The sequence below is a fragment of the Joostella atrarenae genome (genome assembly GCF_021764745.1).
Classification (GTDB): domain Bacteria; phylum Bacteroidota; class Bacteroidia; order Flavobacteriales; family Flavobacteriaceae; genus Galbibacter; species Galbibacter atrarenae.
This window is the reverse complement of the sequence record NZ_JAETXX010000003.1, coordinates 1-16,933: the sequence shown is the minus strand read 5'-3', so window position 1 is coordinate 16,933 and position 16,933 is coordinate 1. Positions and strand designations below refer to the sequence as shown.

22 protein-coding genes are annotated in these 16,933 nt (G+C 30.2%); all 22 read right to left on the bottom strand.

Features of this window, described 5'->3' with window-relative positions:
- Positions 1-96: 96 nt before the first annotated feature.
- A complete protein-coding gene (locus JM658_RS06765) occupies positions 97-1,005 on the bottom strand; it encodes a bestrophin family ion channel (protein ID WP_317207862.1) in 909 nt (302 codons plus the stop codon).
- Between the two features lie 173 nt (positions 1,006-1,178).
- Entirely contained in the window at positions 1,179-1,577 is a 399-nt protein-coding gene (locus tag JM658_RS06760; protein ID WP_236958491.1) for a DoxX family protein, read from the bottom strand.
- 802 nt (positions 1,578-2,379) lie between these two features.
- The gene (locus JM658_RS06755; protein ID WP_236958490.1) at positions 2,380-2,853 is read right to left on the bottom strand and encodes a cupin domain-containing protein; all 474 of its coding nucleotides are present in this window, start codon (positions 2,851-2,853) and stop codon (positions 2,380-2,382) included.
- Positions 2,854-3,007: 154 nt separating this feature from the next.
- On the bottom strand, positions 3,008-3,457 hold the full coding sequence (locus JM658_RS06750) for a glycosyl-4,4'-diaponeurosporenoate acyltransferase CrtO family protein (RefSeq protein WP_236958489.1): 450 nt from the start codon (positions 3,455-3,457) through the stop codon (positions 3,008-3,010).
- A gap of 206 nt (positions 3,458-3,663) precedes the next feature.
- Positions 3,664-4,197 carry a YcxB family protein gene (locus JM658_RS06745; RefSeq protein ID WP_236958488.1) on the bottom strand — a complete coding sequence of 178 codons (534 nt, stop codon included), beginning with the start codon at positions 4,195-4,197 and terminating at the stop codon, positions 3,664-3,666.
- 159 nt (positions 4,198-4,356) lie between these two features.
- Positions 4,357-4,917, bottom strand: a complete 561-nt coding sequence (locus tag JM658_RS06740; RefSeq protein WP_236958487.1) for a DUF1643 domain-containing protein — start codon at positions 4,915-4,917, stop codon at positions 4,357-4,359.
- A 30-nt stretch (positions 4,918-4,947) separates the two neighbouring features.
- The gene (locus JM658_RS06735) at positions 4,948-5,379 is read right to left on the bottom strand and encodes a hypothetical protein (protein ID WP_236958486.1); all 432 of its coding nucleotides are present in this window, start codon (positions 5,377-5,379) and stop codon (positions 4,948-4,950) included.
- Positions 5,380-5,812: 433 nt separating this feature from the next.
- Complete coding sequence (locus tag JM658_RS06730) at positions 5,813-6,355, bottom strand: hypothetical protein (protein WP_236958485.1); 543 nt, start codon at positions 6,353-6,355, stop codon at positions 5,813-5,815.
- A gap of 116 nt (positions 6,356-6,471) precedes the next feature.
- Positions 6,472-7,329, bottom strand: a complete 858-nt coding sequence (locus JM658_RS06725) for an IS3 family transposase (RefSeq protein ID WP_236958484.1) — start codon at positions 7,327-7,329, stop codon at positions 6,472-6,474.
- Positions 7,329-7,700 (bottom strand): transposase, encoded by a 372-nt coding sequence (locus JM658_RS06720; RefSeq protein ID WP_236958483.1) that lies wholly within the window; start codon positions 7,698-7,700, stop codon positions 7,329-7,331. Before JM658_RS06720 ends, JM658_RS06725 begins: the two co-directional genes overlap by 1 nt.
- A gap of 248 nt (positions 7,701-7,948) precedes the next feature.
- A complete protein-coding gene (locus tag JM658_RS06715; protein WP_236958482.1) occupies positions 7,949-8,407 on the bottom strand; it encodes a hypothetical protein in 459 nt (152 codons plus the stop codon).
- A 208-nt stretch (positions 8,408-8,615) separates the two neighbouring features.
- Positions 8,616-8,855, bottom strand: coding sequence for a hypothetical protein (locus JM658_RS17115; RefSeq protein ID WP_317207861.1), 240 nt, complete (start codon positions 8,853-8,855; stop codon positions 8,616-8,618).
- Positions 8,856-8,896: 41 nt separating this feature from the next.
- On the bottom strand, positions 8,897-9,358 hold the full coding sequence (locus JM658_RS06710; protein WP_236958481.1) for a DUF4184 family protein: 462 nt from the start codon (positions 9,356-9,358) through the stop codon (positions 8,897-8,899).
- A 328-nt stretch (positions 9,359-9,686) separates the two neighbouring features.
- Positions 9,687-10,139 carry a WapI family immunity protein gene (locus JM658_RS06705; protein WP_236958480.1) on the bottom strand — a complete coding sequence of 151 codons (453 nt, stop codon included), beginning with the start codon at positions 10,137-10,139 and terminating at the stop codon, positions 9,687-9,689.
- A 419-nt stretch (positions 10,140-10,558) separates the two neighbouring features.
- Positions 10,559-11,083 carry a hypothetical protein gene (locus JM658_RS06700; protein WP_236958479.1) on the bottom strand — a complete coding sequence of 175 codons (525 nt, stop codon included), beginning with the start codon at positions 11,081-11,083 and terminating at the stop codon, positions 10,559-10,561.
- A gap of 198 nt (positions 11,084-11,281) precedes the next feature.
- Positions 11,282-12,118: a toxin-antitoxin system YwqK family antitoxin gene (locus JM658_RS06695; protein WP_236958478.1), complete on the bottom strand. Its 837-nt coding sequence runs from the start codon at positions 12,116-12,118 to the stop codon at positions 11,282-11,284.
- 206 nt (positions 12,119-12,324) lie between these two features.
- Positions 12,325-13,122, bottom strand: a complete 798-nt coding sequence (locus tag JM658_RS06690) for an HNH endonuclease (RefSeq protein WP_236958477.1) — start codon at positions 13,120-13,122, stop codon at positions 12,325-12,327.
- A gap of 176 nt (positions 13,123-13,298) precedes the next feature.
- Positions 13,299-14,036, bottom strand: coding sequence for a TraB/GumN family protein (locus JM658_RS06685; protein WP_236958476.1), 738 nt, complete (start codon positions 14,034-14,036; stop codon positions 13,299-13,301).
- A 313-nt stretch (positions 14,037-14,349) separates the two neighbouring features.
- Positions 14,350-14,634: an addiction module antidote protein gene (locus JM658_RS06680; protein ID WP_236958475.1), complete on the bottom strand. Its 285-nt coding sequence runs from the start codon at positions 14,632-14,634 to the stop codon at positions 14,350-14,352.
- Between the two features lie 3 nt (positions 14,635-14,637).
- Entirely contained in the window at positions 14,638-14,937 is a 300-nt protein-coding gene (locus tag JM658_RS06675) for a type II toxin-antitoxin system RelE/ParE family toxin (protein WP_236958474.1), read from the bottom strand.
- A gap of 346 nt (positions 14,938-15,283) precedes the next feature.
- Positions 15,284-16,120, bottom strand: coding sequence for a uracil-DNA glycosylase family protein (locus JM658_RS06670; RefSeq protein ID WP_236958473.1), 837 nt, complete (start codon positions 16,118-16,120; stop codon positions 15,284-15,286).
- A gap of 228 nt (positions 16,121-16,348) precedes the next feature.
- A complete protein-coding gene (locus tag JM658_RS06665) occupies positions 16,349-16,777 on the bottom strand; it encodes a hypothetical protein (protein ID WP_236958472.1) in 429 nt (142 codons plus the stop codon).
- Positions 16,778-16,933 lie beyond the last annotated feature (156 nt).

Genomic DNA, 16,933 nt, shown 5'->3' with positions numbered 1-16,933 from the left:
ATGAATCTTGCCTAATCTTTGTCATTCATAAAAGGAAGGAATTCAGTAAATAGGAGTGTGGAGTGAGTCCGATGTATAAGTTTATAAATTATTCAACTATAATTTATAAAACTCCTTGTCAGCAATAGGCTCTGGTAATTCCTTTTCATCTAGTAATTGTCTAATATTTATATCGATAGTTCTAGAGATCGTACTCATAGGAGTATCTGTTGCTTTATTTTCAAAGGGATCTTGTAATCGGTAGGCTGCTTTTTCAAGAGAGAAAAATAATCCGGAGATTAAAACAAGAATTATAAGTTCCAATATAAAGTCTAGCCTAAAGGGTTCTGAGGTTGCTAAAAAGATTACAAATAAATAGATAGCGATGTACAGCGCGAATGAGTAGTTAGTAGGAAAAACAGTATTCTTTATCCGTTCGCATTTCCCCATCGATGAGGTCAGTCTAGTTATTGTTTCTTCTAATTGTGTTCTCGAAAAATCATTAATATCACCTTTTGAGAATAATTCTTTGACTGTATTAATCTGAAAACCTAGAATTTTAAGAGGTATGTTTTGCTGAGTTTCCAATGTTTTAATCTCTTTTGAAGATAGTAAACTCTTAATATCTTCTGATGCATCTTGCTTTCGTAAAGCCGCAGTTAATGCATAGCACCAAGCTATTTGGGTATGTGCCATCTTTTTTATTAAAGGATTTTTATGGTCTACATACACCTGTAATTGTAAAACGAGCGTACGAGAATCATTTACTATGGCACCCCAAACTTGCCTTGCTTCCCACCATCTACCGTATGACTGACTTATTTTAAATGAAAGTAATACAGATATTGCGATACCCAAGGTTGTAGCAATTGAAATTGGGATTTTTGGTAAACTGCTCGGCTCTATAATTAAAGGAGGTACTTCCGATAGCATTGCGATGAAAACAACAATTAATAGCGGAAATCTAATTTCTTTGAAAATGTATTTTATTGGGACTCTTTTTTTGGTAATCATAGATAATTTGATTGAACTGAAGCCTTTACTTTTTACATATAAAAGCCAATTGAAGATTTAATAAGCTTGTTTTTAAGCTTCTAAATATTTAAATAAATACTCCCTAGAATAGTAGTTATAGCTGTTATTGTAGGGAGTATCGGTTTTTTTATTTCTGAATTATTTTTGGAAGTAACGCTATTATGTTAATCCCATTTATTAGATGTAGAAATCGCATATTTACCAGCACCAGTAAAGAAGAATGCCAATGCTCCAAATGCGAATAGTAAAATAAGTTCAATTTCTAGACCTCCAGTTTTTGAAATCGCAAAGAGATTATCAGCATGTGCAAGCAGCATTGCAGCCATCATTCCGAAGAAAAATGCTAAGGAAGCTAATCTAGTTCTAAAGCCTATTAAGATCAAGGCAGGTGCAATTAATTCTGTAAAGTACACTCCGTATGCCATAACTTCTGGCAAACCAGCTGCTGCTAACATACCTTTAATACCTCCTAAGCCGCTTAATTTTGCTACTCCATGGAATAACATTAAACCAGCAATTGTAACCCTTGATATTAGTAATCCTAAGTCGATATTCTTTTTCATGTTTTATTTTTTATAATTGTTAGTTTGTAACCAAGATTTCTATTTTAACAACGATCTCCAATACTAATTGTGAGAGCTTTCTCTATAGTTAGTTCGCTGTTTACAGCAAACTCACTCACTTATAAAATAGCTAAAAGGGCACTTATTTTACATGCAAAGGTATATTTTTTAGAATATATACTACAACAGCTTTAATGTAAGTTTAAGATTTATAACCTAAAATAACCAATTATAAAAGATGTAAATAGATGAAATTGAGCGATTAATGTGTATTTATACGTGTTTTAATCATAATTATACGTTGGGTAACGTATCTGGACACGTCTTTGACGTCAAATTATACATTGGGTAACGTATCTGGATACGTCTTTAACGTCGAATTATACGTTGGGTAACGTATCTGGATACGTCTTTAACGCCAAATTATACGTTAGGTAACGTATCTGGATGTATATATTACGTCATCGAAGCACTGGAAGACGTCTCTATATGGGTTGATAACGTAGCGAGATAGTTAAAACACGCCACAGGAAGGCAACAGAACCCCAACGGATGGTTGTACAATGTAGCTTGATAAGTAAATTAATAAGAAATAGCAGTAATGTATTATATAGCTGATAATTTGAAACAGCTTTGGAGTGAATTTCTGTTTACACAGTTATTTGGATTCTAGCTCAGAATTGGGGACTTATTCTTAATCAGTTCTTAACTATATTTAAAAAAAGGGTCCAACTTTAATAAAGCTGAACCCGTTTATTTTTTGTTTACACAAAATTTTGGATACTGTCTTCTGAAGAAAAAATTACTTTTTTAGCTTTTTGGCAACTTCATCGTAATACTTTTGCGTAACTACTTCCGTCCAAGTAGTTGGTTGCCCGCCACCATATAAAGCCAGATATGTTACATCACTATATTTGGTGGAAGAATGCCAATGTTCGATATCTTTCTCACATTTAATAACATCCCCTTCCTTTAGAATTACAGGATCATTTCCTTTCTCCTGATAATAGGCTTCCCCATCTACAATGATTAAAACCTGGGCAGAACTATGCTTATGCCAATCTAAAGTAGAGTTGGCTTTGAAGGTTGCTTTTGTAATATTATAACCCAATTCAGCATCGTCATGTATAATACCATTTAGCCAGGCTTCCCCTATATAATGAGTATTTGGTGCTTTTGTACCTTCTGTATGATATGAGGAGACTTTGTATGTAGCATCTTGAGAAAATGCCGACAATGAAGCTACTATAAACAGGACTAATATTGATTTTTTCATTATATAATTTTTGTATTTATTATTTACTAATCTATAGAGTTTACTGGGGGTTTTCAGCTTCTAATTTAACAAATAAAAACCGAATAGAGAACCCCTGTCAGCCAACAGGCAAGCACAAGGATTTTCGTAAGTGGGCTATAACCAGTAATCAATTTTATGCGGTGTTGGCGGTAGTTTTTTTCTGTCGTTTTATTATTGTGTCAATTCGTCTTTTGTTTTCCTGTTGTAATAAAGTAGGATATAAATTCATAAATATATTCACAATCATTATGGTCAGACCGAATAAAAAGTCGTGAGTAATACTTTTATAAAGAGCAAAAAGAATAACGAATATAAATCCAATTAAATGACTTATTTCCGCAATTGTCATTTCCATTCGTATTTCAGTCAATTCCGTTTTTTTATTTTTCAATTTTATTTTCTGATTAAAAAACTTGAAAAATGAATTTTTCACAATCCATTTAAAATAGTCAATTCCAATAGTTTTATTTAAAGATTTGCTTTCAATAAAATTCAGATTTGATATTTTTTTGTAGTATTCAGTTTTGACAAGAAAACTATTAATTATCATTCCGACTATCCACGATATAAATGATATTGACATTCCGAATGTTAAATACTTAAGCATAATTCTCTTGAATTTCGTGATTTTTGAAATTGTGGCTAACGTGTTTTAAGCACTTAATTTAGCAAATAAAAACCGAATAGAAAATCCCTGTCAGGCAACAGGCAAGCACAAGGATTTTCGTAAGTGGGCTATAACCAGTAATTAATTTTATGCGGTGTTGGCGGTAGTTTTTTAAAGTCCAATTAATTCCATTTCCAATTCAAATGTTCAATAATTGGGATATTTAGTGCTTTCCATTTCTTCTTGAACTCGTCTAAATTGGCAAGTCCTTTTTTTGAAACAATAAAAGATGACCCGTTAGATAGTTTTATGAAAAAATTATTTGGAATTTCATTTACGCATTCTATTTCTGATAGTTTTGTCTTTCCTTGTCCAGTTTTATCTTCAGTTATTAGATAGTCGGGTGTAAATTCCATTGTCTCTTTTTCTCCGATTCTTTTTGAATAAGTGCTTTTAATAATTTTCAACTGGTGTTTTTTCATTCGAGATTTATAAAATTTATTAAAAAAGAGAATTGATAAAACTGCTAAAACTCCGAATAAAATGGCTAGTTCAATATTATCGGAATTATACAAATTCAAACCGAAGTATAAAAAGAGACCGGCAAGAACAAATTTGCCTATTTTTTCTATTTTTTTTGAATTTTTATTATCCGAGATTGAAAATAAATGATAGTCTAAAAAGTCATTTTCTTCAAGTATAAATTCTAATTTCATTTATTTGGTTTAAATTGTTGCCAACGTGTTTGTATATGGTTTGTTGCGTGGTTTAAGCACATAATTTAGCAAATAAAAACCGAATAGAAAATCCGCGAGGATTTTCGTAAGTAGGCTAGAACTAGCAATAAATTATATACATTGTTGTAAGTAGTGCTTTTATAATTCAGTTACTTTTTTCAATTGATTTTCGTAGCCCCAAACTTGTCCGTGTTTAGGGTTTCCAGCATTAGTCATTTTATCCACGTAGAAAACTTGATTGTTGTTTTTAGTCAAGATTTTTTTCGTTTCCTCTTTTAATTTTTCATATTCGTAGTACAGTCCGCTTGGGTGATTTCCCCAAGCAATTATTACATTCTTATTTTTACCGCAGTACTCATTTAAAGTCCGAATGTTTTCTTGGTCAATTATTGTTTCCTTAAATTCTTTCAATCCGCTTGAGTCTGTCAAGTAGTTCGGCATTAAATTCAGTATTGTAATATTTCCGACATTTTCAAGTACCGAATATTTTTCTCGGTTTCTGTAAATGTAATTTGAAACGTTAAAAACTGTTTTGTCCGAAATTGTTTCGTCCGCTCTACTTGGGTTTTTGAGTATAACCGTTATTCCGTCCGATTTGTTTTTGTCGATTTCTAAATCCAGCCAATATCGTTTTCCATTTTCGCTTTTCAAGTCCACGTTTGTCACGAAAGCAGGATATTTATAAATCGGTTTGCTCATTTTAAGATATATATGTTTTAGTTCGATAATTTAAGAACCCCAACCTGTAAATCCATTTCTCTCTGGATAATGATATTCACGGTCTTCATAATTCTCACTTTCTGAAATTTCTCCATTTTCATCAGAATCATATCCATTATATTCTACCACACTGAAAGAAGAACCACTTCCATCTTCATAAATTTCGTAAATTAAATAAAAATCTTGTATCCAATTATCACTTTCCATACTTCCGAGATATACAGGTTTTTGAAGATTACTGGAATAATTTAAATCAGCATATTCGGTGTTAGTTGCTTCATCAACTTCAAGAACTCCATTTTTATTCTTGTCTGTACCAAAATGGATAACTCTTTGGTCTTTTCCAGAAACATTAATGTAAATCTGCTGAACTACAATTATTTTGTAAGAATCAACATAAAAAACCTTATTGAATTCGTGTTTTTCAACTAAAGTCATCATAGTATCTTCTCCAAAGTAATTCGGTACTTTTTAGTTTGAGCATTGATTCCTAACACAAAAAGTAGAACCGAAAAAGATGTTATTGTTTTTAAAATTTTCATATTTAGTTTAATGTTCGGCATTATACACAACTATCTGATAAACGTATTCACGTTTATTTCTCTTTCAAATATATAGATTCCTTAGAGATATATTTTACGGAAAACCTTAAAAAGGCAATAAGCTGCTCAAAACAATGCTTTGCTATTGCGAAATCAGGCAGGCTCTAATATGAAATGTACGTTTCTGTATTACTCAAATAATTATGATGAATAGAATAAAAAAAAAGCTTACAAAATCAATTAATTGAATTTGTAAGCCTAATATAATAGTGTCTAATATTTTTGAAGAAGGGGGTTGTTTTTTAACTCAGTTCTTTGTTGTGTAATGTATTTTATTCACGGTTGTCAATTTCAATCGCTTTTTTGTAAAAGTTTTCAAATTCAGATTTATCATATTTCACTCGCATTGCTGATAAAACATCACTTAATCCCAAACTGCACCAATCCCAAAGCATTGTATCGAAGTTATATTTATACATCTGTTTTCCAACTTCTTTACGAATTTTGTCAGTTTCGGTTTTGTCAATTCCGACATCGGTTAGACATTTCTCAATTCTTTTTTCATTGTCAGCCGTAAATTCAGTATCGAGATATGGTTCTAAAATCCAATCCCAATTCCAGCTATGTTTTTTGAGTTTTATTCTATTGTTTTCCGCAAACTTTAGAATTTCTTCTTTTTGTTCTGCTGTAACGAAAACAATGTCATTTTCAACATATATTTTGCAAAGTCCAAAATCCGCACAGATAAAATCAATTTGATTAGCTTTTATTAGTTTGTTAGGATAAGCAACTGAAGGTTCAAATGGATATTCCGAAATATAAATTTCATTTTCTCGAATTTCTGATTTTCCAATTCCGCACAATAAGTTATTCATTTCGCAATCTGTTGAATTAAAAAATGCTCCGTTTTTCTTCTGTTTAAAAATGTTCTCAATGAAATTCACGGTTTTTATGTCACGTCCTAAAATACGGCTACAGATTAATATTAAATTTAAGCGGCATTTTGGTGCACGTAATTAGGTGTTTTATAATCTAAAGATAAATGTAATCTTTTAGAGTTGTATAATTTAATTGCATTTTTGGCCGCGCTTTTAGCTTGAACCATGCTGGTAAAGGTCTGGTCGAGATAAAACTCATCTTTGAGGATTCCGTTTACTCGCTCTGCCATTGCATTTTCATAACAATGATTTTCTTCGGTCATGCTTATTTCCATCTTTTTCCTTTTAAGAATTTGAGTATAAACATTGCTACAGTATTGAATTCCTCTGTCCGAATGATGAATGATACCTTTTGTAATTCTAGCATGATAAATGGCTTTATTAAGGGCTCTAACACAGCCATTAAGTTCAAGGCTATTACTTAGGTCATATCCTACGATTTTACGTGAATACATATCCGTTATAAGTGCCAAATAACAAAATCCTTTAATGGTTCTTATATAGGTGATGTCTGAAGCCCATACTTGATTAGGTTTATTGATTTCTAAGTCTTTTATAATGTTATTATACTTATAAAACCTGTGATATGAGTTTGTTGTCCTAGAAGAATATTTTTTTCTTCTTACCAGGAGCTCGTTCTCCCTCAGGATACGGAATAGCCGATCCCTACCAATTTTAAGGTGTTGCTTTTGAAAGTCTTTATGTAAGGACTTCATCAGTTTTCTAGTACCATCTCTGGGTAGTGTTCTTCTACTTTTTCGAACAAGTTCAACTATAATTTGTTCTACCTCCTTTTTAGCTAAGTAACGTTTGTGAAATTTGTAGTATGCATCTCTTTTTAAAGCGAAGGCAGCACAAATGGCGTCGATTGTGAAGAGTCTATCCTTTCTGTTTTTAGGTGCTGTTTTCATTAGGGCTCGATGTTTAAGTTTTTTTTTAATTCTTGCACATCTTTATATCCTAAGTTTTCAGCAGCTACTTCAAGATAGCTGTCTGTAACAAGCTTTTCTAAGTCCTTTTTAATAAGAAGGTCTTTGAGTTGCTTTAGCTCTTTTTGCAGGGCTTTAATACGGGTTAATTCATCATCTGTTTGCACGGTTACACGGGTGTTCATTAAATCTTTACGATCATACTTTTTAATCCATACATTAATTGTACTGGATTGTATCCCGTAAGTTAATGCAATTTGTCTTTTGGAATGGTTTCCTTTGGTAAGTTCTGCTAATACTTTGAGTTTAAAGCTTTCGCTATAACGTCTTACATATCCATCATTTTTATACATATACAATTGTTTTAGTGTATACATATTTCAGGACGGGTCATTATATGTTGCAACGTTACAGCTATGAGTAGTGCGGAGGCAAGGAAACTTTTTGTTTCCGTCTACGCACGTAGCAAAAGCTTTTTGTTTTGGTTTATTTTTTTGTTTTCAGAGCAAAATTCTAAAGATTTTGCGGACACTTAAATATACACAAACCTTGAATTAAACACCAAACTCCGCATTACTTATCGCTATTGTTGTCATTAGTTTTATTGCGCTAAAACTCCAATTGAAATATTAGTCCCAAAGACCTTTCCATAATCGTTTTGAGTCTCAACGAATCCACTAAAGAAGTTTTTTTCCTCGGTCAATTTGCGTTCAAGGATGAAAGCTCCATTTTCCATTTGAAGAGTGTCCTTGTACCCAGTCCCTTTTTCTTGAGATTCATTAAACATAACTCTACTTTTTCCACCATCATTATACGCGATAAATACAATTTCGTTTCTGGATAGGGAATTGAGTTTGTCGGTATTTTTATAACTAGGAATTGTTCTTACTGCAACATTATCGAACACATACTTTTCCTTTATTCCATTCACAATGTTTACCAGTGAATCATTACGCTTTTTTAATTCGTTAATTTCAGTTACTAACTTTTGCGTCTGATTTTTATTTTGACAACTAAAAAATACAATTGGCAAACATATAATTAGAATTAGTTTCTTCATTTTTTTTTAATTAATGACAACTATCTGATAAATGAACTTACGTTTATTTCTCTTTCAAATATATAGATTCCTTAGGAATATATTTTATGGTAAACCTTAAAAAGGCAATAAGCTTTAGGCTATATGCAGTGTGATAAATATTACATGTAGCTATAACTAACTTTCTATGCTCTATTTTTCAGTAGAAAATATAGAAGGGGTTATTAGTTTAGGATACATTGTTGTAAACAGTTTTTTTATTCAGTATTATTGATGTTAAAATCAAACTTAAAATTCCTGCCGAAATTGAGGAAACAATTACATTTCCATATTCTATGATTTCAAGTCCGCTTAAAAGTCTAATCAGGATAATTACAAAAGTTAATTCAACAAAAATGAGCCAATATTTTAAATTGATTTTTTTTGTTATATTTTTTTCTTTCGGTAATTGATAAATAGCAAAAGCAATTATTAATCCACCAATTAATGTACTTGAATGTTGTAGAATTTTTAAAACGGTATTTGCTTTCCTAAAATGTCAATTGTGTTTGATAATCCTGGAATTTTTTGAACGAAATATCCATTATCGTGAGTAAAACTGTCCCATGAAATATGAGAAATTGCTCCAATTAAAACTGAAATTATGATTATCAGCCATTTTTTTTTAAAGTTCTTATTCCAGTTAAATTGTTTTAAGTGCAAAAACCTTGACTTTAGAAAAATAGGTAAATTGTCAAATAAACTGTTCCGAATAATATTGTGAAAAATAAAAGCAAGTAAAATTCCTAATGGTAAGTCAAACCAAAAAAGTCCATCAAATGTGTGGCTATAATTGCTTTTAATTTTCATTCTCAAAAAATATTCAAAATCTGGTGTTAAACTCCCAATTATTAATCCAGTTAAAGAAATCCATTTTTTTGGTAGATAATTCAGCGGTAAAACTATTGCTGGATGTGAAAAAGTAAATGGCATTTATTTCTGTTCGTTTTTTTCAAATTACACATAACTATCAGATAAACGAACTTGCGTTTATTTCTCTTTCAAATATATAGATTCCTTAGATATATATTTTACGGAAAACTTTAAAAAGGCAATAAGCTGCTCAAAACAATGCTTTACTATTGAGAAATCAAGCAGGCCATATGATGAAATGTACGTTTCTGTATTGCTTAAATAGTTACAATAAAAAAAGCTTACAAATTCAATTAATTGAATTTGTAAGCCCAATATAATAGTGTCTAATATTTTTGGAGAAGGGGGGTGTTTTTTAACTCAGTTCTTTGTTGTAAGTAGGCTTTTCTTAATCAAACCCACGAGTGGGAAATGCATTCAGTTCATTTTTTAAATCCTCAGAAATTTTCTTCAGCTCTTCATTATTAAATTCAAAATCAACATAGTATTCTTTTTCATCGTTGGAATTTTTTGGTCGAGACTCATAGCCAAAAATTATTCTTATAATTTTAGAATTCTCATTAAAGTCTTTTAATTCAAACTCAATATTGGGTTCAATAAAACTTAAGCTATTTGAGTCTGGTTTTTTATTATTTGATAAATTTCCAAACCATTCTATTATAGCTTTCACTTCTTCAGTTAACAAAGATGGGTCAATAGTTTGCCATTTTCCGAAATTGCTATTTACTTTTAGATAAATCAACAACCAATTCGAGTCATATTGACAAGTCGTATTTTCAGGGAATTCATAATTTGTTACCTTGAATTCTACAGTTTGATTATCAATTCCGTTAAATATCATTTTATGTTTTCGGTTTTCAGCTTACTTACAACGGTCTCGGCAATAAGTAGTTTCACGGGTTAGCATTTAACCTTGCAAGTAGACACCAAACTGAAAATCCCTGTCAGCCAACAGGCAAGCACAAGTATTTTCGTAAGTGGGCTATAACCAGTAATCAATTTTATGCGGTGTTGGCGGTAGTTTTTTTATTTCAAAAATGTTAATCCTGTTTCTGCTTTTACATACAAGTCTCCTTGTTCCGAATATTTTGTTTCAACAATTTTGTGCGAAGTTGATTGGTTTTATTCCTCCAAATATGTTGTTACTTTATTTATATCCATTTCTAAAAGTTCATTATCTATGAAATTTTGTAATTCAGCCTTTTTTTCTTCTGGTCTTTCAATTATGTGCATTTTTATTTTTTCTCTATAAGTCATATTTTAATTGAATGTTTTTCTAATTATTTTACTTATTTCCTCAAATAAAATTTCGTTTTCTTCAAGTTTAGAATCTCGAACGAAACCAAATTCATTTGATTTAATTGTTATAGATGTTTCTTTGTCGTATTTAAAGTAAATTGAATTTAACTTCCCATTTATATTTATGACATTTTCCAGAATCTCTTTAAAAAGTTGATGCTCATTTTTGGAAAAATAAATTTGAAGTTCTAAAACATTTTTTCTCAGCTCATTTATTGGGCTAAAAACTATTTCATCAATTTCTGTTGTATCAAACTGATACTCAAGAATGGGAATTATTGATAAATCTCTCCACATTCTTTCCGTTTTAGCATAAGATGTGAAAAAATCATTAACTGCTTTTAATCTATTTTGTTGAAATAAATTATGATTAATTTCTCTTTTGTTTGAAATATTGTCAGAAACTCTTTTTATGAAATATCCAACTCCTATAAGTAAAAGTGTTAATTGACTCCAATATGTTGTTAATAATTCCTCTATTTTCATTTTTTTGGTAATTGGTTACAACGGACTTGTGTATGAAACGTAGCGTGCAAAAAGATACTAACTTTTCGGATTAACACAGAGCCGAATTTTTATATTATTCATTTTAAAAGCCAAATCCAAAAGATTTGGCGGACTTTCTAAATATGCACAGACTTTGGATTAAGCACCAAAACCCGTATTAACTATAGCCATTGTTAGCTACAGTATTTCTTTACCATTAATATCCCACTTTCTGATAATTTCTCCAATTTTTTCTGTTTTAATCTGACCATTTTCAAACCAATATCTATAATCAGAGTCATTTATTTTTTCAAATTCAATTTGTCCATTTTCAAACCATTTTTTGAAAGAGTCTTTATCATAGTATCCGTCTTTATAAGATAATTCTCTTTTATTTCCGTTATTGTCATATTCGATAAACTCACCAAGTATTTGACCTTTTACTATTGAATATTCATATTTCAGAATTCCTGTTTTTAAATAATGTTTAAGTTTTCCTGTAAAATTTGAGTCAATAAAATCTCCATTTTCATCTCTACAGAAGTCATTGGGTTTTTTTATAATATTGTTAGCTACTATTTCTATAGCTTGGGAGTAATAATAATTATATTCTGATTGTAGTTTTTGGAGTCTATCCCACCAGTCATCATTTTCTTGATTTTCAGAAAGTTCTCTTATTTCTGATTCATTTTCAATGTAAAATTTTATTGTTTTTTGAAAATTAGGAATAAGAGATTTAAATCCAAATTCATTTGCAAAAAGAGTTAGTTTTTTATAATAATCTTCTATAATTTTCTTGTCTGAAAATTCAAAGAAAAATTGAATTTTTCCATTTCTAGAATTCCATTCATCTTCAAATAGTATTTGACAAAGCTCTATTCTTTTGGATAAAGCTTCTTGTTCTAGAGAGCTTAAAGTAATATCTTCAAAATATTCATTTGAATGAGCTATTAATTGGAGTAAATTATTAGGATTATCAACATTAGAGAAATCAGAATATAAGTAGAAATCGTATTTATTTACTTTTGGAATCATTTTTTTTATTGTAGCTAACGTTAAGTGTAATGTGCGTTTTAATGCAATTTATATAGTGTTATAGGTGTATTTCCCTAAAAATATGAAATATATCCTTAAAGTTGAGAAACAGTAGTTCCAAAAGTGAACATTCCAGCTACTATTTATCCGAATCACTTTTGTAATTACCTATACCATTGTTGTGTGCAGTAATTTATTCATAATTTTTAATCGATAGCTAAAGATATTAAATGTTGGTTTCCGTTTAAAGTAAACTCAATTTCCTCATCCGTACGCTTAGTTATTTCGCAGTTTCCTAAATCAAATTCCTTATGATGATTTGGACAAAGTAAAATTATATTTTCAGGGTTTTCATTTCCTTGTTTATGTTTTGGGACTATGTGAGCTGCTTCAATATATCTTGAGCCATCTTTTTTTAAAATAAATTGTCCGCAAATCTGACATTTAAAATCTCGTAATATTTTAATCAGCGCAACAATTTTATTATTCCGTTTGTAACTTTTATGGTTTACAGTAACCTTTTCCGAACTATTATTTTCTGAGTTTTTTAATTCATTGATTAAATCACTTTTAGATTTGTCTTTTAAATGATTAGCAATTTCTGACTGTTCAATTTCGTCAATAATTGAAGGTTCATCATTTATTGATAAATCATCTAAATAGCGTTGATAAATTTTCCGCAATTTTATTTTGGCATCTCCTTTTTCTTTAATATAATCAATATGCATCTTTAGGGCAGAAAGTGATTTTTTTAGTCTTTCTGCTCCGTAATCTTCAAGAATAAATCGCAAAAAACTATTAAATAAATCAACACTTAATGTCCTTGTAAATTGGTCGCCATCCAAAAGTTTTGGAAAAATCTGAACTATAATCATTTGAGCCGAACCTCTGTTCATATTCAAATCTCGAACAAGAGAATTTATTCCGTCATTCTTTGATAAATTTCCTTCGTAAACTTTTTTCGCAGTATTGAAAATTATTCGATTTGGATTTAGTTCCTCCATTAGTTTAATTGAATTTTGAGAGTTTTGTTGTTATTGCACACAACGGTAACGTATAAGAATAGTAGCAGATTTTATATGACTTATTTTTAGCTTGTTACTATCGATTGATTTATAAATTTTATAGTCGTTTTAGCGATTAAACCGCTATTATTTTTATACAATGTTAGGCGGCGTATTTATTTTATTCGTTCTAATTTGTATTCCTTATCTTTTAGCAATTTAAGAAGTCCATTTTCACCACCTAAATGCCCCATTCCAACAGCAATAAAAGTTGATTTATTTTCGACTAGATTAATAATATCCTCAATCCAATTTTGATTTCTTAAATTGATGCTCAAATCGACCATTTTTGTCGGCATTTGAGATATCATACTATCTTTGAAAATCAAAATCTGTTCTTTTTTGTATAAATTAAGAGTGTGTTGATAGACTTCAATTATTTTATCTTTTTCAAATTCTGATTGAGGGAATTCAATTTTACCCATTTCCGTCATAATTGCCAAAATTTCGTTTGTCGATTCAAGTCCCGAGATTTTAATTCCATTTTTTTTGGCGATTTTGATTAATTGCCCTTCCATTGAAACCAATTCGTTCCCGTATTCGAGTGTCAACGCTCTGTAGCTTTCTATGAAATACTGGGGAAGTTCAAAATTTAAAAATTTTTCTTGTTCAGCTGAATCAGTTATATCTCTTTCAAGAGCGAGTACTTTACAATTTTCGAGTTTTGATATAATTTTTTTAGAAAGTTCTAACTCATTTTTTGGGTAAAGATGAACCGTTCCGTAGACGTAAGATTCAATTCCACTTTTAGATGTTATTTTCCACAAATTCCCAACTTCAAATTCGCTTGTTTCATTTTGAAAACAAGAATTTAATAGAATCAAGTTTAATATTAAAAGTAATTTTATCTTCATATGACGCCTAACTATCAGATAAACGAACTCACGTTTATTTCTCTTTCAAATATATAGATTCCTTAGGGATATATTTTACGGAAAACCTTAAAAAGGCAATAAGCTACTTTAACAATGCTTTGCTATTGCGAAATCAAGCAGACTCTATAATGAAATGTACATTTCTGTATTGCTTTAATAACTATGATAAATAGAATAAAAAAAGCTTACAAAATCAATTAATTGAATTTGTAAGCTTAATATAATAGTGTTTAATATTTTTGGAGAATGGGTCTGCTTTTTATCTTAGGTTTTTGTTGGTAGTAGATTTTATTCAGTTAGATGCTGGATTTATTTGAATTTGTCCTCCGATAGCTTTTAATACTTTCATAATAGTCTCAAATTGAGGTTTCGCTCCATCCGATAACGCTTTATACAAACTCGGTCTACTTAAACCAGTTTCTTCCGCAATTTTGGTCATTCCGATGGCTTTTGCAATGTGTCCAACTGCATTGATAATATCGGCATTATTTCCCTCTTCCAAAACTGTATTAAGATATTCTGCAATCATTTCTTTGCTTTCCAAATAATCTGCTATTTCAAATTTTGAAGTTTCCATTTTCTATTTATTTAATTTTTTCCAAATCGCCTTTGCTTTGACAATGTCTTTTTGTTGGGTAGATTTATCGCCACCGATTAAAAGAACAATAACCTTTCCGTCCTTTTCTTTGAAGTAAACTCTGTAGCCTTTAGCAAAATTTATCCGCATTTCCCGTATTCCGTCGCCGACAGCTTGACAATCGCCAAAATGTTCATCAATTTCTAATTTTTGAATTCTGAACAATATTTTTGCCTTTGCCCTAAAGTCTTTTAATTTTCTCAGCCATCTGTCAAATTCTACTGTTTTTTCAATAAAGAACATAATATTGTATCTACTTGGATACAAAAGTAATGATAAAATCTGGATTATTCATATTGAAATTAAGCTTTCAACATAGTTAGTTTATGTCACAACACGTTTGTCTTGGCTATGATAAACTGTGTAGTTTAGCAATGATTTTTTATTTAGAAACGATATATAATCTAATTCAGTAGGAGGGTAGGCGAGACTCTATAATAAGATGTACGTTTCTGTATTGCTTAAATAATTACAATAAAAAAAGCTTACAAAATCAATTAATTGAATTTGTAAGCCCAATATAATGGTGTCTAATATTTTTGAAGAAAGGGGTTGTTTTTTAACTTAGGTTTTTGTTGTGGGGAGTAATTTATCTGTTTATGTAATTTTTTATAATTGTTGAATACCCTAATCCGTATTGCCATCTTTTTTCAAAATTGGAAGTGTTCAAATTATTAGCAATCATAAAATCTATGATATTTGCCTTTCTTGTTGCTCCTGAAAGATGCACTAAAGGAATAATAGGAATGTTTGGAAAGCTTTTTAAATGAGTTTTATTTAGTGAGATATTACGAGATAGTTTATTACATTTCTGTTCTGTTAGTTGAACAATACTTTCTTTTCCGAGAGTAATTATTAAATCAGGCTTTAGAAGTTCTATTTCTTGCTCTAAAATATTTTTTATTGAACTCAGTTTAGAGGGATGTTGTTTATAATAGACATAACTTCTTTCTTTTTTTGAAGAATCTGTATAAAAAAAAGTTTTATAAATATCTGTAAGATAAACAAAATGGTCTTGTGATAATGAGTTTATGAATTCCCAATATGGACGAGTTCTTCCCTCTCTCATTTTTATTGAATGAAGAGCATAAGGTGTTCCAATTAATACATCGTTATTTTTATCAGCTTTAACTTTATTGAACACATTTTCATTTCTTAATGGATCAATGCCAATCACCATTATTCTTTTTTTAGCTGAAATATTTCCAAACCAGTAGGGGAAATCAATTCCTAATAAATATGGATTTAGTGGTAAAAATTGTTTCTCCGAAATATTTTTTTTATCAAAAACCCATTTTGAAGATTTTTCATTTGTTTGTGACCAAGATTCATATAAATCTAATATGTTCTCTTTGGGAATATTAATTATATCAGATTGAATGATTTTTATAAGCTCTTCAGTTAAGTTTTTTATGGTAATTATCATTTGTTCATTATTACTGCCAACGTAGCTAAAGCTTATTGTTTAGTTTTATTTATTCTTGTCCAAAGCTAAATCCATAAGTTTTAGCTACATTATAAATATACACAGACCTTTCGTTTTTGCCCTAAAGTCCGCATTTCGTTTAGGCTTTGTTGTCATTAATTTTTTATTCAGCTTGGTGAGATTTGCATTTAATTTAAAGCCCAAAACACCAACCTCCACAATATTTAATTATTTCAATTTATGTTCAACAGTTTTATTGGAAAACAACGAAAAATAATATAGGATATTTCCCAATAATACACCTCCTAACGTTGCGTAAATATCTTCAATATCATAGTATAATCCAGTTCCTTTTTGCAAAACCTCATGTCCAATTAACCCAACAATAGCTATAATATTTGTGGCTAATAAAACTAGTAGTTTTTGTTTCTTAGAAATTGTTAAGGACAGTAAGGATTCTCCAACTATTAAAATTACCGCACTCCAAGACAGTATTCCTAATCCTGCTAAAAAGTTTGGTAACCATCCGAGTATATTGTTGATTATGGGATGTTCATTTCGGTTATAAATAGGTCTAATATACGTTCTAATTAATTCAGACCCCACAAAAATAATAGCTGGGATAAAAGAGAAATAGGTTGCTTCTTTCTTAGTCATTTGGATAAGATGCTTAGCTGTATGTTTGATTTTTGAAAATTAACGCCAACGGTTTCGGCTATGAGTAGTTACGTGGGTTAGCACTTAACTTTACTAGTACACACCAAGTTGGAAATTCCTGTGGAGTTTCCAAAGTAGGCGAGAACAAGCAATTAC

Excerpts from the sequence above, each read along its gene's own strand:
- JM658_RS06760 (WP_236958491.1), bottom strand. The coding sequence starts at position 1,577 with ATGAAAAAGAATATCGACTTAGGATTACTAATATCAAGGGTTACAATT.
- JM658_RS06755 (WP_236958490.1), bottom strand. The coding sequence starts at position 2,853 with ATGAAAAAATCAATATTAGTCCTGTTTATAGTAGCTTCATTGTCGGCA.
- JM658_RS06750 (WP_236958489.1), bottom strand. The coding sequence starts at position 3,457 with ATGTCAATATCATTTATATCGTGGATAGTCGGAATGATAATTAATAGT.
- JM658_RS06745 (WP_236958488.1), bottom strand. The coding sequence starts at position 4,197 with ATGAAATTAGAATTTATACTTGAAGAAAATGACTTTTTAGACTATCAT.
- JM658_RS06740 (WP_236958487.1), bottom strand. The coding sequence starts at position 4,917 with ATGAGCAAACCGATTTATAAATATCCTGCTTTCGTGACAAACGTGGAC.
- JM658_RS06735 (WP_236958486.1), bottom strand. The coding sequence starts at position 5,379 with ATGATGACTTTAGTTGAAAAACACGAATTCAATAAGGTTTTTTATGTT.
- JM658_RS06730 (WP_236958485.1), bottom strand. The coding sequence starts at position 6,355 with ATGAATAACTTATTGTGCGGAATTGGAAAATCAGAAATTCGAGAAAAT.
- JM658_RS06725 (WP_236958484.1), bottom strand. The coding sequence starts at position 7,329 with ATGAAAACAGCACCTAAAAACAGAAAGGATAGACTCTTCACAATCGAC.
- JM658_RS06720 (WP_236958483.1), bottom strand. The coding sequence starts at position 7,700 with ATGTATAAAAATGATGGATATGTAAGACGTTATAGCGAAAGCTTTAAA.
- JM658_RS06715 (WP_236958482.1), bottom strand. The coding sequence starts at position 8,407 with ATGAAGAAACTAATTCTAATTATATGTTTGCCAATTGTATTTTTTAGT.
- JM658_RS06710 (WP_236958481.1), bottom strand. The coding sequence starts at position 9,358 with ATGCCATTTACTTTTTCACATCCAGCAATAGTTTTACCGCTGAATTAT.
- JM658_RS06705 (WP_236958480.1), bottom strand. The coding sequence starts at position 10,139 with ATGATATTTAACGGAATTGATAATCAAACTGTAGAATTCAAGGTAACA.
- JM658_RS06700 (WP_236958479.1), bottom strand. The coding sequence starts at position 11,083 with ATGAAAATAGAGGAATTATTAACAACATATTGGAGTCAATTAACACTT.
- JM658_RS06695 (WP_236958478.1), bottom strand. The coding sequence starts at position 12,118 with ATGATTCCAAAAGTAAATAAATACGATTTCTACTTATATTCTGATTTC.
- JM658_RS06690 (WP_236958477.1), bottom strand. The coding sequence starts at position 13,122 with ATGGAGGAACTAAATCCAAATCGAATAATTTTCAATACTGCGAAAAAA.
- JM658_RS06685 (WP_236958476.1), bottom strand. The coding sequence starts at position 14,036 with ATGAAGATAAAATTACTTTTAATATTAAACTTGATTCTATTAAATTCT.
- JM658_RS06680 (WP_236958475.1), bottom strand. The coding sequence starts at position 14,634 with ATGGAAACTTCAAAATTTGAAATAGCAGATTATTTGGAAAGCAAAGAA.
- JM658_RS06675 (WP_236958474.1), bottom strand. The coding sequence starts at position 14,937 with ATGTTCTTTATTGAAAAAACAGTAGAATTTGACAGATGGCTGAGAAAA.
- JM658_RS06670 (WP_236958473.1), bottom strand. The coding sequence starts at position 16,120 with ATGATAATTACCATAAAAAACTTAACTGAAGAGCTTATAAAAATCATT.
- JM658_RS06665 (WP_236958472.1), bottom strand. The coding sequence starts at position 16,777 with ATGACTAAGAAAGAAGCAACCTATTTCTCTTTTATCCCAGCTATTATT.